The following is a 13,528-nucleotide window of genomic DNA, read 5'->3' as shown; positions in this document are numbered from 1 at the left end:
GCCGATCGGTGCGAATGCCGGTCAAACCCTAACCGAACCCAAGGAAAGACGCCAAATGGAGGTGTTTTGCCCCTTGAGTTCTTTCATTGGAGAAACCATGAAAGCCGTTCAGTTCAGCCGCTACGGCGGCCCCGAGGTCCTTGAGATCGTCGAGGTCGATCCGCCGCATCCCGGCCCTGGCGAGCTGCGCATCAGGGTGCGCGCGGCCGGCGTCAATCCCTCGGACTGGAAGCGTCGCGAAGGACAATATCGCGCTTTCGAGGAAATCAGCTTTCCATCGGGCGTCGGCGTCGAAGCCTCCGGCATCGTCGATGAAGTTGGCCCCGGCGTCTCCAGCGCGTTCGTCGGCGATGCCGTCTTCGGCTACGGCCGGGCCACGATGGCCGAGCATGCCATCCTCACCCACTGGGTCCACAAGCCCGATGACTTGCCCTTCGAGATCGCCGGCGGCCTGCCCGTGATATCGGAGACCGCTTGGCGCAGCCTTGACGAGCTTGATGTCAAAGCCGGTGAGGCGCTGCTCGTCAGCGGTGCCGCCGGCGGCATAGGCTCGGCCGTCATCCAGCTGGCGCGTGTGCGGGGCATCACCACGATCGGCACGGCAAGCCCGCAGAAACACGATTACCTGAAGGATCTCGGCGCAATCCCGACGGCCTATGGACTCGGCCTCGCCCAGCGTATTCGCCAGCTTGCGCCCAACGGGATCGATGCGGCCCTCGATGTCGCCGGCTCGGGCATCATCCCTGAGCTGATCGCTATCACCGGCGATCCCGCCCGCGTGCTGTCCGTCGCCGATTTCTCGGCGGAGGAATATGGCGCGAAGTTCTCACGCGGCCCGCCGAGGGGACCCGAACGGGTGCTCGCCGATGTGGCACGGCTCTATTCCAAGGGCCTGTTCAGGCTGCATATCGAGCGAAGCTTTCCGCTCGAACAGACGGCCGAGGCGCAGGTTATAAGCGCCGCCGGGCGCGTCACCGGCAAACTCATCATTTCTCCATGAGCCCGACCAAAGCCAGACCATCAAACGAGCCAGACCATGAACAAACCCCTCATCGTGATCTTCACCGCGATCTGCCTCGATGCCGTCGGCATCGGCCTGATCTTTCCCATCCTGCCACGCCTGCTTCAGGAAGTGATGCAGTCGCATGACATCGCCTTCTATATCGGCATCATGACCGCGCTCTATGCCGCCATGCAGTTCGTCTTCTCCCCCATCCTCGGCGCGCTGAGCGATAGTATCGGCCGGCGGCCGGTGCTTTTGATTTCGCTTGCCGGTGCTGCCGTCAATTATGTCATCATGGCCTTTGCGCCATCTCTCCTGCTGCTCTTCATCGGCCGTGCCATTGCCGGCCTGACAAGCGCCAATATGTCGGTCGCCTCGGCCTATATTGCCGATATTTCTCCCGCCGATCAGCGCGCCCGCCGCTTCGGCCTGTTCAACGCCATGTTCGGCGCCGGCTTCATCATCGGTCCGGTTCTTGGCGGGTTGCTCGGCGATTACTGGCTGCGCCTGCCTTTCATCGTCGCGGCCATATTGAACGCCGCCAACCTGCTGCTCGCCCTCTTCGTCTTGCCGGAATCCCGCATACCGTCACGCCAGAAACTCGACCTCACCGCCTTAAACCCGCTGCGGCCGCTGAAATGGATTGCCTCGATGAAGACGCTTCTGCCCATCGTGCTCGTCTATTTCGTCTTCAGCGCCGCCGGCGAGTCCTACGGGACTTGCTGGGCGCTCTGGGGTTTCGACACTTTCGGCTGGAACGGCTTCTGGATCGGACTGTCGCTTGGCACATTCGGCATCTGCCAAACGCTCTGCCAAGCCTTTCTCCCGGCGCCGGCGACCCGCCTGCTCGGCGAACGCTGGACGGTCATTTCAGGCGTCGCCTGCGCCTCCGCAGCCCTTCTCGTCATGGCCTTCGCAAATCAGGGCTGGATGATCTTCGCCATCATGCCGGTCTTCACCCTCGTCGGCATCGGCAACCCCGCCTTCCAAGCGCTCGCCACCAGCAAGGTCGAGCCCGACCGGCAGGGCGAGCTGCAGGGCCTGCTAGCCTCCACCGTCAGCCTCGCCTCGATCATCGCGCCGCTGGCCTTCTCATCCTTCTATTTCACCGTGCGAGAGAATTGGCCGGGCGGCATCTGGCTCTCTGTGATCGCGCTGTATGCAGTCGCCGTGCCGCTGGTGCTGATGAGCACGAGGAGCAGTGGCATTGCGCAAAGCGCGAATGCGCAAGGCGCATGACGACTTCCGACCTTTTACAGACGTTTATGCTGATGCGAAAACCGCGGTTATGAACTTGCGGCAGCGATGACAATCTGCACGAAGGTTATCAGTAGGCTCGCGATCCCGGTAACTCCGGCCAGTGTAGGAGAGCGCAAAAGACGCATGATCTCCGGCCAGAGTGGGTCTGGCGTTTCAACCAATTTCTCGGCAGATTCTATTAGAGCTAAAGCATTAACTTTACGAGCGTTTGATAACCTGGCCGCTTCGATAATTGCTCGCATCTCAGTGAGAATTCTTCGAATCTCAGACTTCTGGTGCTCAGACAAATCAAAGCGCCCGGTCCAAGCCGCACTATCTACCCTAACGGGAATATCTCCGGTTTCCACGGCGTCAAAACCCGCGGCAGTGATTTGAAATAGCCTGCCACCCGACATCTGGTATGCTTGACGGGTTATCACAAGCCCTGCGGACTCCAAGTCATCTGTCAGAGCCAACAAATATTGATTGGAGCTTTCAAGTCCAGTGTTCTTCCGAATGGTCGGAATAGTACAATATCGGGTGTCTCCAGCCGCCAGACGCCGATGCAGGTATTCGAGAATTACTTTCTGATCGCTTATGGCGCTCACCTGGATTCCCTCCGACTTTAAACATAGGCTTTATTAGCATCTCCGGCAGCCAAGGGAATTTGCGACTGATGAACAGAGAGCAGATGTCCACAAAGGAGTCGGTTTCGTTCAGCAAGCTCAATTGGCAGCAACCACCGCTCGCAAGATTACAACGCCCGCAAATAGCGCATATTTCGTATTTCCGCTCAGCAGTGATCGCCGGGTAAGCGAAATAGCGGCTCCCTCGCCTCACGTCACATATCCTTCACCGTCCCCGGTTAGGCAGGCCGAAACCCGGAGACCGCCCATGGACTCGACCACCCCGCAAACCCGACCGAAAATCGCCGAAACAGTCATCCACCCGACGGTAAGTCTCCGGGATTGCAGCATCGGCACATGCTGCGAGATCCTTGAGAACACCTCCTTGCATACGGTCGAGCTCGGCGATTATTCCTATCTCGGTCAGCGTTGCATCCTCGGTGATGCGACGATCGGGAAATTCTGCGCCATCGCCGCCGAGGTCAGGATCGGCGCACCCAATCACCCGATGGACCGCCCGTCCATGCACCGCTTCACCTATTGCCCCGAATATTATTCGGCCAACGCCGTGCGCGACCATGCCTTTTTCGCCGAGCGAAAAGCCGATCGCGCCATCATCGGCAATGATGTCTGGATCGGCCACGGCGTGGTCGTGCTTCCGGGTGTCACGGTGGGAGATGGTGCCGTGCTCGCAGCAGGGGCGGTCGTCACCAAGGATGTCGCCCCCTATACGATCGTCGGCGGCGTTCCCGCCAAATTCATTCGCGAGCGGTTCTCCCGGCCCGTCGCCGAAAAACTTGCCGCCATCGGCTGGTGGGACTGGCCTTTCGAGACGATCATGGAGCGGCTCGCCGATTTTCAGTCCAGCGACATCGAGACCTTCTGCGAGCGCTGGGCTTAGTGTGTATTTATCGAGGGAGACAGGCGGATCATGAGCGACGAGAGACAAAAGCATAATGCAAGCTGCCATTGCGGCAGCGTCAGATTCCGGGTGCGGCTGGCGGACGGTTTCAATACGATCCGCCGCTGCAACTGCTCCTACTGCCGCATGCGCGGCGCCATCGCCGTCTCGGCCGAGCTTAAGGATATCGAATTCGTTGAGGGCGAGGACAATCTGACGCTCTATCAATTCAATACCGGTACAGCGAAGCACCATTTCTGCAAGACCTGCGGCATCTACACCCATCATCAGCGGCGCTCGAATCCGAACCAGTTCGGCATCAATGTCGCCTGCATCGAGGGCGTCAGCCCCTTCGATTTTCCGGAAGTCCGGGTTATGGACGGCATCTCCCACCCCTCCGATTCCGGCTCCGCGGCCGAGGTCGCTGGTATCCTTCGCTTCGAACCGACAAGGTGAGATCACGCCCAAACGTTCGGACCAAAATGGCTGATATCCCGAACCAGTTCGTGAGCGCTACCATGCCGCAGACGGGCGCCAAGCTTAAATGAGGCCCTGGCATTTGCCGGGCCTCAGCGAAAGCGAAGCCACCGGTTTGAGCATATCCCCCCGATCTCTATCCCGGAAACGGCTCCAGCGTCCCGAACCAGGCAACGAGCGCCACGACGCCGGCGGCAATAACGATTTCCGCAATCGTCCCGGTCGCCAGGGCTTTTCCAGCAGCGCGTGACCGACCGATGCGCGGCACCAAGCCATAGCGATTGAAGACGGCCATCAGAACCATGAGCACGACAAGGCCGATCTTCAGGGCAAGCAGCCGCTGATAGGGCACGCTCCAGTCGAGCGGCGGGCCGCCGACAACCAGCAGGCTGTTGGCAAGCCCCGAGAGAATGACAAGCGCCACGGCCATATGCCCTGCAGTCGAAAAGCGGATCAGTGCCGTCTGGGCCTCGGCTCCCGCAGTATGCTCGCGAAGGCGGGAAAGCACGAGCGCAACGGGAGCCAGCGCCCCGATCCACGCGCCAGCAGCGAGCACATGGACGATGTCATTTGCCTGGTGAAAGACGCGCAGCCAGCCGTCATTCATCGCCGCATGGCCGGTCAGCGCCAGACCGCAGAGCAGCAGTGCCGATACGATGGCGGTCGCGGCCATCTGCCGGCGTGACGACATGCATGTCACCGCAAGGAGAACGACGGCAAACACCGCCTGCCACGCCCATGCAGTGCCGATGGAAGTGCCCGTCAGCATCGAGATCGTCGTGCCCGTATCCAGCCCATCCGCCCAGCCATTGCCGAGCATGGCGCCGCGCACGGGCAAGAGCGCTGCCGTGGCGATCGTAATCAGCGCGACGGCTGCGACACGCGCCACCCTCAGCCTCGCCCATATGCTGCCGCTCAAGCCCTCGGGCACGAGCAGCCACAGATAGGCAGCGCTGCCCCAGAAAAACAGGGCAGCACCATCAAAGACGAAACGGCAGAGGACGAAGGCCGTATCAGGTGTCATCAGGGCCAAAGCTATCAGAGCCAAGGTTATCGGGGCCAAAGTTATCGGGGATTGACGGTAAAGCTGAATGTGCCGTTGGACTTATGCCCATCCGTCGAGAGCACATGCCACTCGACCGTATAACTGCCAGGGACAAGCTTGTCGGGGACCGGTACCATCAGCTCCTTGTTGCCTTCCATCAGCATACCCTCGCCGAGCTTGATCTCCTGCTTGTCCGGCCCGGTCACGGTAACCCCGCTGAACTTCATGTTCAGCTCTTCGGTGAAGGTGAGATCGAGTTCGCCGGGCGAAGCGACGGCTGCCTTGTCTGCCGGCTCGGAGCTTTTCAGATGCGCATGGGCGAAGGCCTGGCCGGCAAGAGCGATGCTGGCAAGGGCGGTGACGGAGAGAATGCGGATCATCATGGACATCAGATTATGCCTTTCGGTTCATTGAGACAGGCGATGGCGTATTTGGCCGTCGCTTGATTAGATGGTCGGCAAGCGGATTTATTCCGCCTCGCCTCGTAATTGTTGACGAGCTTCGCTCTTTGACCGGCGTCATCCTTCATTGTCCGCCGCCCAACAGTACATCGTGGATCTTTGCCAGCGCCTCGTCGCGATCGGCGCCATAGGGGATCAGCCCCTTCAGCCGCCCGTCGGCGCCGATGAGCAGAAGCGAGACCGTATGGCTCATGTGATAATCGCCATTCTCAGAAGGCAATTTGGCGGCATGGATAAACCAGCCGTCGGAGACCTTCCTCATCTCCTCCGGCCTCCCGGTAATGCCGGTGATCCGGCTCGAGAAGGCATTGACGTAATCATGCATCACGCCTTGCGTGTCACGCTCGGGATCGATCGAGAAGAAATAGGCCTTCAGCACTCTGCCCTGATCGCCGAGCGCGGTCAGCCAGTCGGCCACCTCGTAAAGCGTCGTCGGGCATGCCTCCGGGCAATGGGTGTAGCCGAAATAGACGAGCGCCGGATGTCCCCGGAAGATCGACTGGTCGACTGCATTGCCCCGGTCGTCGATGAGCGAGAACTGTCTGTCGAAAGGTCCGGTGTGCGGCTCCGAAAGATAGAGCGACACCATCAGGGCGATCAGCGCGCCGACGAAGACGGAGCTTGCAGCAAGGCCGGAAACGGCAAGGGTGCGCGCTCTCATTGGCCATGCCCCTCATGTCCGCCACGCCCGGCACCGCCGGCCTCGCCCGCTATCATGACGGTGCCTTCGAAACTTGCAAATGTCGCCAGGATTTTCGGGTCGAGTCCAGCTTCGGCCTCGGCCAGATCCGCCGCCAGCGCGTTGGCATCATCAGCGGAAAGCCCAGCCTTTTCCAAAGCCGCCGCTTGTCTGATGCCGTCGCCGCTGCAGAGAAAGACGCTCCAACCATGATGGCCCTTGTTGAGTAGCGCCCGTCCGCCGCGCCCATCCTGCTGCCAGCCGGCGATCGCCCAATCGTTCCTGATGACGACAGGCAGGATGGTCAGCGGCTTGTCCGGCGTCTCGAACATGGTTTTCAACGTCTCGGGAATCGCCTCCTCAGGAGGCGGCCCCGATGCATTCATATTCATATCCATGCCGGGCATATCCATTGCCGCATGATCCATGCCACGGCCCCGACCCACATCGTCCAGCGGCCCCGCTATTTTGCCGACCGCGAAATCGACCGTGATCTCACCGGCCTTCTCGAACTTCAGCACCGCCCGGATCGTCTCGCCCTGCTGGAAGGGCCTCACCACGTCCTGGAACATCAAATGGTAGTTCGGCTCAAGCGTGATTGTCTGGCCGGCGGGAATGGCAAGCCCGTCCTTCAACTCGCGCATGGTCATGATGCCGTTATCCATGCTCATCTGGTGCAGCTGTACGGTCTTGGCACGCTCGGCGCGCGCGCCAATCAGCCGGTCCGGTTCGCTGCCTCTATTGGTTATGACAAGGTAGCCGTCGCCGACCTTGGCGCCGGGCACCATGGAATGCGAGGCTGCATGGTCGATGCGGATCGTGTCCTGCGCGACGGCTGCCGTCGCGAGCAGAAAGCCGAATAGAAAAGAAAATATCGTCTTCATATTCCCTCCTCAGGCAAAGGCGCGCTTCAGCGGCGGCACGAAACGGATCACCATCTGGTCGAAGGCGATCATCACCAGGATCGCAAGCCCGCTCATCGGAAAGGCGATGGCAAAGGCGAGCACGATGATCCACAGCCCGAAATAGACCGAGCGCCGCTGCGGCATGGGCGGCACACCGAGCCTTCCCGCCGGCCGCCGCTTCCACCACATGACCGCCCCGGTCACGCAGGAAAGGATGATGGCAAGGCAGGTTGCCAGCATCAGGAGTTGGTTGAAGAGCCCGAATTCCTGCCCCTGATGCACATTGATGCCCCATTCGATCGCTTGGCCGAGGAACGGATACTGGCCGAAGGAGAGATCGACGAGCGGCCTGCCGGAATACTGATCGATATGAAGCGTTCGCTCCCTGCTCAGGTCGTCGGGATAGACCGCCGCCGTATAGACGCCCGTCTCGCTGCCGGGAATGGCGAGATCGAAGCCTGGCTGCATACCGAGCGCGCGGGCGATCTCAACGGCGCGATCAAGCCCGATCGGCTTCTTCGACTGCGCCTCGGCGATCTCCGAAAGCGGCACCGGCGCCTTCTCGACGATCCAGCCGGCCTTCGGCAGGATATCCTCCGTTACCTTCCGCGATTTCGGCACGGCATCCCAGAGCTTCACGGGATAACCGAGATCATGACTCGTCAGCCACGCATTGACGTTGGCGCCCCAATAACCGGACCATGGCATGCCGGTGATCGCCATGAAGAAAATCAGGATGCCGGCAAACGCTCCCGTCACCGCATGCAGATCGCGCCAAAAGACCCGCCGCGCAGGCGTTCCGCGCACGGTGACGACACCACCTGTCTGCCGCCGCGGCCACCAGAGATAAATTCCGGTTGCGACCAGCACCATGGCAAAACCGCCTGCGATCTCGATCAGCTTATTGGGGAGGGCTCCAAAGAGCGCCAGACTGTGGATGCGCTTGACGACATAACTGAATTCCTCCGTCGTCCCGACCGTATCAAGCACTGTGCCATCATAGGGATTGACGAAGACCAGCGTCGAGCCGGCGTCTGATGACACCGTCACGATCGCCGACCGGTCGGATTCAGCCGGATCCTTGTAGGAATTCGCAACCGAGCCTGGCACGGCGGCCGCCGCGATATCGGCGATCTGATGCGGCGCAAGCGGCTTGCCTGCGGGCTGTACGATGGTGCGATAGGCAAAGACCGTATCGTTGATCTCGTCCTTGAAGAGATAGAGCGAGCCGGTAATCGCAAGGTTCAACAGGAAAGGAAGGATGAGCAGGCCGGCAAAGAAGTGCCAGCGCCAGATGGCGCGATAGAGCGAAACGCCTGACGTGGCGCTCTCCGCCGGATCGGCGGCAACAATGGTAGACATGAGACTGGATCCGAATCCTCGGCCGGCGGCGTCAATGCAGCCCGGCCATGATTGCAAGACGCATCACGGCCGGTGCCGCATTGCGGGTTCAGGCGAGGCTCGGAGTGGCAGGCGGGGCGCGCGGCCCCGTATTCGGCGGAAAAAGCTGGCGGTGGAAGGCTTCGGCACGGCGCGGCAGCACGACAGCCACCGCAAAGCCGATCCGTGCACCAGTGACGTCGGCCGGCTGCGGCAGCACCACGGCGGCGCCGATGCGGCAGGCTTCGCACGGATTGAGATGCGCGATCTTGCCGTGCTCCTTGCCGCTGTCGTCGGTGACGGTGACGCAAAGCATCGGCAATGTGCCGTCAGGCAGCACATATTGGGCAAGTGCTGCGGGGCTGAGATCGTTCTGCGCAGCGGGAACCTGATGCGCCAGGCCGACGAAGACGAGCGCGACAGTGCACAAGATGCGCACCAGCCATTGCTCGATCATGTCCAGCCGACGTTGCATGGTTCCCCTACCCCTGAGGCTACTGCCTCAGCGTCGACTCCCTGATAACGGCATCTCGCGCAAAGCTCAATGCGACATTCGTTCGCCGTAATAATAACGGTTCACATTCGATGTGAGAGCAGGTCCCGATGCCGTTCGTAAGCATGCTTTGCCTCGGTCAGCGCCTCATCGATATTGTGCGAACGGCCGGCCAGCGGCACATCGCCCAACGTGCCATCGCCGATCTGCAGGCGCCACCCCCAGGGTTTTGACGTCGACAGGCTGTCGCTATCGCTTGCTATGGTCCCGATATAGTTGCTGTCGACGGTCAGGTGGAAAACGTTCGGCTCGCCTGACGGCACAAGCGCGAAATGCGCGCCTTCCCGATGTCCAATCATGGCAATGCTCCAGCGATGATGGTCAGCAGTCCGAACTGCCCCATCACGCCTTTGTTCCCGAACCCGCCGCTCCCGAAAACTCTGTTACATCCAAGACAGGTCACCGTGAGAAGACGAGAGATCCGAACGTGATGATCACCGCGACGAGCAGTATCAGGCCGATATAGATCGACATGTATTTGACTTGGTATTTCGCCGCCGGCGTCATGGCGCAGCCTCCGGAGGAATCTCGTTCTCGTCAGGATCAGGCGCCGGCTCGTCATTATCGGGCTTGTCGGGCATCGGCTCCTTGACGGGCGGAGCGGGCTTTCCGGGCGGAGAAATGGGGACTGACGGAGGTTCGGGCGCCAGGATCCGGATCGCTGCGGCAGGGATCGTCATGGTCTTGGTCCTTCCGGCTTGCGTGAAGGGATTGCTTCCGCAAGCCAAACGAAACGAGGCCGGTGATGTTCCAGAGGCGGGCCCTTTCCGGACAGGGAGAACCTTCGCACCGACATCATTAGCGCGTAGCATCCCCGCTCATGGTCTCTTGCGAATCACATAAGTCTGTGCTTATGTGTATCCATGATGGAACATGATTTTTTCCGCGCGCTCGCCGACCCGACCCGCCGCACGATCTTCGAGAAGCTGGCGGCCGGCAGCATGAATGCCAGCGCCCTGCGGCAAGGCATGGAGATCAGCCAGCCGGCCATGTCCCAGCACCTTGCGGTGCTGAGAGCAGCAAGGCTGGTGCGCGAACGGAAAGAGGGCCGCTTCGTGAATTACGAGGTCGATCCCGATGGGCTCGCCCTCATCGCGCAATGGCTGGCGAAATACCGCGCCTACTGGCCGGCCCGCATTGATGCGCTCAAGCTCTTGCTGAAGGATATGGATCAATGAACGAGGTGCAGGAAACCGGCTTCGAACAGACATACGAACTGGATGCGCCGCCGGAAAAGGTCTGGCGGGCGATCAGCATCGCCGAATTCCGGGAAAAGTGGCTGCCGAAGGAAGCGCTTGCCGAGCCGCAGTCGCTTTCCGAGACTCCGGGCCGGGAAATCCGCTACAGGTTGCGCGATGATGCCCCGCCCTATCTCGAAAGCACCGTCACCTTCGCGATCACGCCGAACGCGTCGGGCGGCACCAGCCTGCGCATTATCCATGAGCTGACCGGTGCAACCTTCGAGCGGCTGGCGAAAACGGTCGCCAACAGCAACAGCCCGATGCTCATGCTCGCCGCCTGACGCGGCTGGTTTCCCATCAATGTCTGAAAGATTGGAGTTCGCCGATGCGCGAAGTGATGCAGCTCGTCCCCATGGTCGTAGAACAATCCTCGAGAGGGGAGCGATCCTTCGATATCTATTCCAGGCTCCTGCGAGAGCGGATCATCTTTCTGAACGGCGAAATCAACGATGCCGTTTCCGCTCTCGTCTGCGCACAACTTCTCTTCCTCGAGGCCGAAAACCCGAAGAAGCCGATCAATCTCTATATCAATTCGCCGGGCGGCGTCGTGACGAGCGGGTTCGCCATGTACGATACGATGCGCTTCATCCGCGCCCCGGTGCAGACGCTCTGCATGGGAACGGCCCGCTCCATGGGGTCATTTTTGCTGATGGCAGGCCAGCCTGGAGAGCGCTACGCCCTGCCGAATGCCAGCATCCTCATCCACCAGCCGCTCGGCGGCTTCCAGGGCCAGGCCTCGGATATGCTGATCCATGCCGAAGAAATCCGCAAGACGAAGCAGCGGATGACCAGCCTCTATGCCGAGCATTGCGGCCGATCCTACGATGAATTCGAAAAGGCGATGGATCGCGACCGCTTCATGACAGCCGAAGAGGCTCTGGAATGGGGCCTGATCGACCGGATCCTGCAGGGGCGCGAAGAGATGGAAGACGCCTTCTCGCAATAGCTGCGAACAGGTCCCTGGCGACCGATTGGGGAGCGCTTCCACTGGTATGATGTCCGCGGCCCTTCGCTTGCGCGCATCGGGCCGCGGTTCAGGATGGGGTAGACAACAGGCCGGGCCGGCCTATGGCCTCAGCCGCCGGACTTGAGCGCCGTATTGCAGAGGCTCCAGAAGCCGCCGCCCTTCTGAATCCATTTCAGATCGCTGAGCGTGCCGGCATCCTTGTTGGCATGATAGCTGTCAACGCAGGTATGCAGCCGGCCCTTGGAGGGCGTTTCGCTTGCATATTTCTTGTCGATCGCCTTCGGCAAGGTCACGCTCTTGGGGGCCTTGATCGTCGGCTTTTCCGGTTCCTTTTCCGTCGTCGCGGCAACCGCCTTGTCATCGGCGGCGTCTTCGGCGGCAGCGTCAGCGCCGCAGAACTTCGCCCTGAAGTCGTTCCACTTCATATCCTTGGCCGAACCATCGGCCTTGGCCGTCTGATATTTGGCGCTGCATTCCTTCATGGTCAGCGCGGAGGCCGGAGAAACGAAGGCGGCGGCAGCAATCAGTGCTCCGACGGAAGCTGGCACAAGCAATCTTGCAATCATGGGATATCCTCGGTTGGGGCAGTCACGGCATGCACGTCTAAGAAACTTATGGAAGGGTTCCGGCAGGCGTCGCGGCATCGACCGCTTTCGGCAGATGCTCGGCAAGCAGCTTGGCCACGTCTTCGGTATTGACGCCGAACTTGGCGGCGAGATCGCGCAATTGATCGGAGGACAGCGCCTGCTCGATCTGTTCTGCCGATACGGGAAGATTATGGCCGGTGCCGATCCAGGATGCGACCTGCTCACCAAGGCCGGCCGAATTGAGCTGGGAAACGATGCCCTGCAACCCGCCGGCATTGTCGAAAATTCTGGTCGCAACTGCGACGTAATCGACTTGCCTGCCGGCAAGCACGTCCGAGAGAACACTGCCTAAGCCGTCGAAAATACTCATCGTCTCTCCTCCATCAGCGGACTATGCTTTTAGCACGAAGGCGAATTTGTGTCATCGCAGATTTACGAACAGAAAGGGCTCCGATCGCAAAACAGCACCCGTCTTGCGAGCATCCTCCACCCTGCTCTAAATATATGAACGACACACGACAGTCGCCCGCCACTCCTGAATGCAGACCAGAAATGAAACGTCACGATTTCGATGACCTCGCCGCCTTCGTCATCGTCGCCGAGGAGCGGAGCTTCACCCGCGCCGCCGCCCGGCTCGGTATTTCCTCCTCCGGCCTGAGCCACATGATGCGCCAGCTGGAGGAGCGGCTCGGCATGCGCCTGCTTGCCCGCACGACCCGCAGCGTCGCCACCACGGAAGCCGGCGAGCGCCTGCTTCTCACCCTCCAGCCCGCCTTCGCCGAGATCAACCGTGGCCTCCAAGAACTCGGCAATTTGAGGGAAAAACCCTCCGGCACCGTGCGCATTACTGCAGGCAAACATGCGGCCGCCTCGCTCATCATGCCGATCCTGCCGGAATTCCACCGCACCTATCCCGATATCCGCGTGGAACTCATTGTCGGCGACCGTTTCGAGGATATTGTCGCCTCACGTTTCGATGCCGGCATCCGTTTCGGCGAGCGCATCGACAAGGACATGGTGGGCCTGCGCATCGGCCCCGACATCCGCGCCGCCGTGGTCGGCGCGCCCGATTATTTCGCCCGCCATCCGCTGCCGAAAAGGCCTGCCGATCTCGCAGTGCATGACTGCGTGACTTATTACATGGCCTCCCATGGGGCGCCCTACGCCTGGGAATTCGAGGAGGATGGCCGCGAGATCGAGGTGAAGGTCTCGGGCAGCTTCATGGTCAATGATTCCGAAATGATGATCGAGGCGGCCCTTGCCGGCTCCGGCCTCGTCTATGTCTTCGAGGATTTCGCCGCCGATCATATCAGAAACGGCCGGCTGATCCGCGTGCTGGAGGATTACTGCAAACCCTTTACCGGCTATTCCATCTATTATCCGAGCCGGCGACAGATGCCGCCGGCCCTTTCGGTCTTCGTCGAGGCGCTGCGCGCCATCCCGAAACGCCCCCCAAATTCGTGA

Annotated in this window: 19 protein-coding genes; 8 read left to right on the top strand and 11 right to left on the bottom strand. The window is 60.8% G+C overall.

The window, feature by feature from the left end:
• Positions 1-97 precede the first annotated feature (97 nt).
• Together FHX15_RS04295 and FHX15_RS04290 are read left to right on the top strand one after the other, a co-directional pair.
• Entirely contained in the window at positions 98-1,000 is a 903-nt protein-coding gene (locus FHX15_RS04295) for an NADP-dependent oxidoreductase (protein ID WP_184393950.1), read from the top strand.
• Positions 1,001-1,036: 36 nt separating this feature from the next.
• A complete protein-coding gene (locus FHX15_RS04290; protein WP_184393948.1) occupies positions 1,037-2,242 on the top strand; it encodes a TCR/Tet family MFS transporter in 1,206 nt (401 codons plus the stop codon).
• Between the two features lie 47 nt (positions 2,243-2,289).
• On the opposite strand, the gene FHX15_RS04285 is transcribed toward FHX15_RS04290, so the two are convergent.
• Positions 2,290-2,850: a hypothetical protein gene (locus tag FHX15_RS04285; RefSeq protein WP_184393946.1), complete on the bottom strand. Its 561-nt coding sequence runs from the start codon at positions 2,848-2,850 to the stop codon at positions 2,290-2,292.
• Positions 2,851-3,136: 286 nt separating this feature from the next.
• Here FHX15_RS04285 and FHX15_RS04280 point away from each other — a divergent pair, with 286 nt between their 5' ends.
• Together FHX15_RS04280 and FHX15_RS04275 are read left to right on the top strand one after the other, a co-directional pair.
• Positions 3,137-3,769, top strand: a complete 633-nt coding sequence (locus tag FHX15_RS04280) for a DapH/DapD/GlmU-related protein (RefSeq protein ID WP_184393944.1) — start codon at positions 3,137-3,139, stop codon at positions 3,767-3,769.
• Positions 3,770-3,799: 30 nt separating this feature from the next.
• Entirely contained in the window at positions 3,800-4,225 is a 426-nt protein-coding gene (locus tag FHX15_RS04275) for a GFA family protein (RefSeq protein ID WP_184393942.1), read from the top strand.
• 157 nt (positions 4,226-4,382) lie between these two features.
• Here FHX15_RS04275 and copD read toward each other — a convergent pair whose 3' ends face one another.
• The 8 genes from copD to FHX15_RS04235 form a co-directional block, all read right to left on the bottom strand.
• Positions 4,383-5,270 (bottom strand): copper homeostasis membrane protein CopD, encoded by an 888-nt coding sequence (copD, locus tag FHX15_RS04270; RefSeq protein WP_184393940.1) that lies wholly within the window; start codon positions 5,268-5,270, stop codon positions 4,383-4,385.
• A 41-nt stretch (positions 5,271-5,311) separates the two neighbouring features.
• The gene (copC, locus tag FHX15_RS04265; RefSeq protein ID WP_184393938.1) at positions 5,312-5,680 is read right to left on the bottom strand and encodes a copper homeostasis periplasmic binding protein CopC; all 369 of its coding nucleotides are present in this window, start codon (positions 5,678-5,680) and stop codon (positions 5,312-5,314) included.
• 136 nt (positions 5,681-5,816) lie between these two features.
• A complete protein-coding gene (locus tag FHX15_RS04260; protein WP_184393936.1) occupies positions 5,817-6,413 on the bottom strand; it encodes an SCO family protein in 597 nt (198 codons plus the stop codon).
• Positions 6,410-7,315, bottom strand: coding sequence for a copper uptake system-associated protein (locus FHX15_RS04255; protein ID WP_184393934.1), 906 nt, complete (start codon positions 7,313-7,315; stop codon positions 6,410-6,412). Before FHX15_RS04255 ends, FHX15_RS04260 begins: the two co-directional genes overlap by 4 nt.
• Positions 7,316-7,324: 9 nt before the next feature.
• Entirely contained in the window at positions 7,325-8,698 is a 1,374-nt protein-coding gene (locus FHX15_RS04250; protein WP_184393932.1) for a PepSY-associated TM helix domain-containing protein, read from the bottom strand.
• An 88-nt stretch (positions 8,699-8,786) separates the two neighbouring features.
• Positions 8,787-9,191 (bottom strand): hypothetical protein, encoded by a 405-nt coding sequence (locus FHX15_RS04245; protein ID WP_184393930.1) that lies wholly within the window; start codon positions 9,189-9,191, stop codon positions 8,787-8,789.
• A 101-nt stretch (positions 9,192-9,292) separates the two neighbouring features.
• A complete protein-coding gene (locus FHX15_RS04240) occupies positions 9,293-9,568 on the bottom strand; it encodes a hypothetical protein (protein ID WP_184393928.1) in 276 nt (91 codons plus the stop codon).
• Positions 9,569-9,772: 204 nt separating this feature from the next.
• On the bottom strand, positions 9,773-9,949 hold the full coding sequence (locus FHX15_RS04235) for a hypothetical protein (RefSeq protein WP_184393926.1): 177 nt from the start codon (positions 9,947-9,949) through the stop codon (positions 9,773-9,775).
• 183 nt (positions 9,950-10,132) lie between these two features.
• Here FHX15_RS04235 and FHX15_RS04230 point away from each other — a divergent pair, with 183 nt between their 5' ends.
• Genes FHX15_RS04230 through FHX15_RS04220 form a run of 3 tightly spaced genes read left to right on the top strand, consistent with a single transcriptional unit; the run spans position 10,133 to position 11,456 of the window.
• Positions 10,133-10,447, top strand: coding sequence for a metalloregulator ArsR/SmtB family transcription factor (locus tag FHX15_RS04230; RefSeq protein ID WP_184393925.1), 315 nt, complete (start codon positions 10,133-10,135; stop codon positions 10,445-10,447).
• Positions 10,444-10,791, top strand: coding sequence for an SRPBCC domain-containing protein (locus FHX15_RS04225; protein WP_184393924.1), 348 nt, complete (start codon positions 10,444-10,446; stop codon positions 10,789-10,791). Before FHX15_RS04230 ends, FHX15_RS04225 begins: the two co-directional genes overlap by 4 nt.
• 44 nt (positions 10,792-10,835) lie before the next feature.
• The gene (locus FHX15_RS04220; protein ID WP_184393923.1) at positions 10,836-11,456 is read left to right on the top strand and encodes an ATP-dependent Clp protease proteolytic subunit; all 621 of its coding nucleotides are present in this window, start codon (positions 10,836-10,838) and stop codon (positions 11,454-11,456) included.
• A 128-nt stretch (positions 11,457-11,584) separates the two neighbouring features.
• Here FHX15_RS04220 and FHX15_RS04215 read toward each other — a convergent pair whose 3' ends face one another.
• Positions 11,585-12,043 (bottom strand): hypothetical protein, encoded by a 459-nt coding sequence (locus FHX15_RS04215; RefSeq protein WP_184393922.1) that lies wholly within the window; start codon positions 12,041-12,043, stop codon positions 11,585-11,587.
• Positions 12,044-12,089: 46 nt separating this feature from the next.
• Complete coding sequence (locus FHX15_RS04210) at positions 12,090-12,434, bottom strand: YidB family protein (protein ID WP_184393921.1); 345 nt, start codon at positions 12,432-12,434, stop codon at positions 12,090-12,092.
• Positions 12,435-12,616: 182 nt separating this feature from the next.
• Between FHX15_RS04210 and FHX15_RS04205 the strand changes: the two genes are divergently transcribed.
• Complete coding sequence (locus FHX15_RS04205) at positions 12,617-13,528, top strand: LysR family transcriptional regulator (protein WP_184393920.1); 912 nt, start codon at positions 12,617-12,619, stop codon at positions 13,526-13,528.

Origin of the sequence: Rhizobium sp. BK650, assembly GCF_014195325.1 — a bacterium.
Lineage (GTDB): Bacteria > Pseudomonadota > Alphaproteobacteria > Rhizobiales > Rhizobiaceae > Rhizobium.
This window is presented reverse-complemented; position numbering and strand designations above follow the sequence as displayed.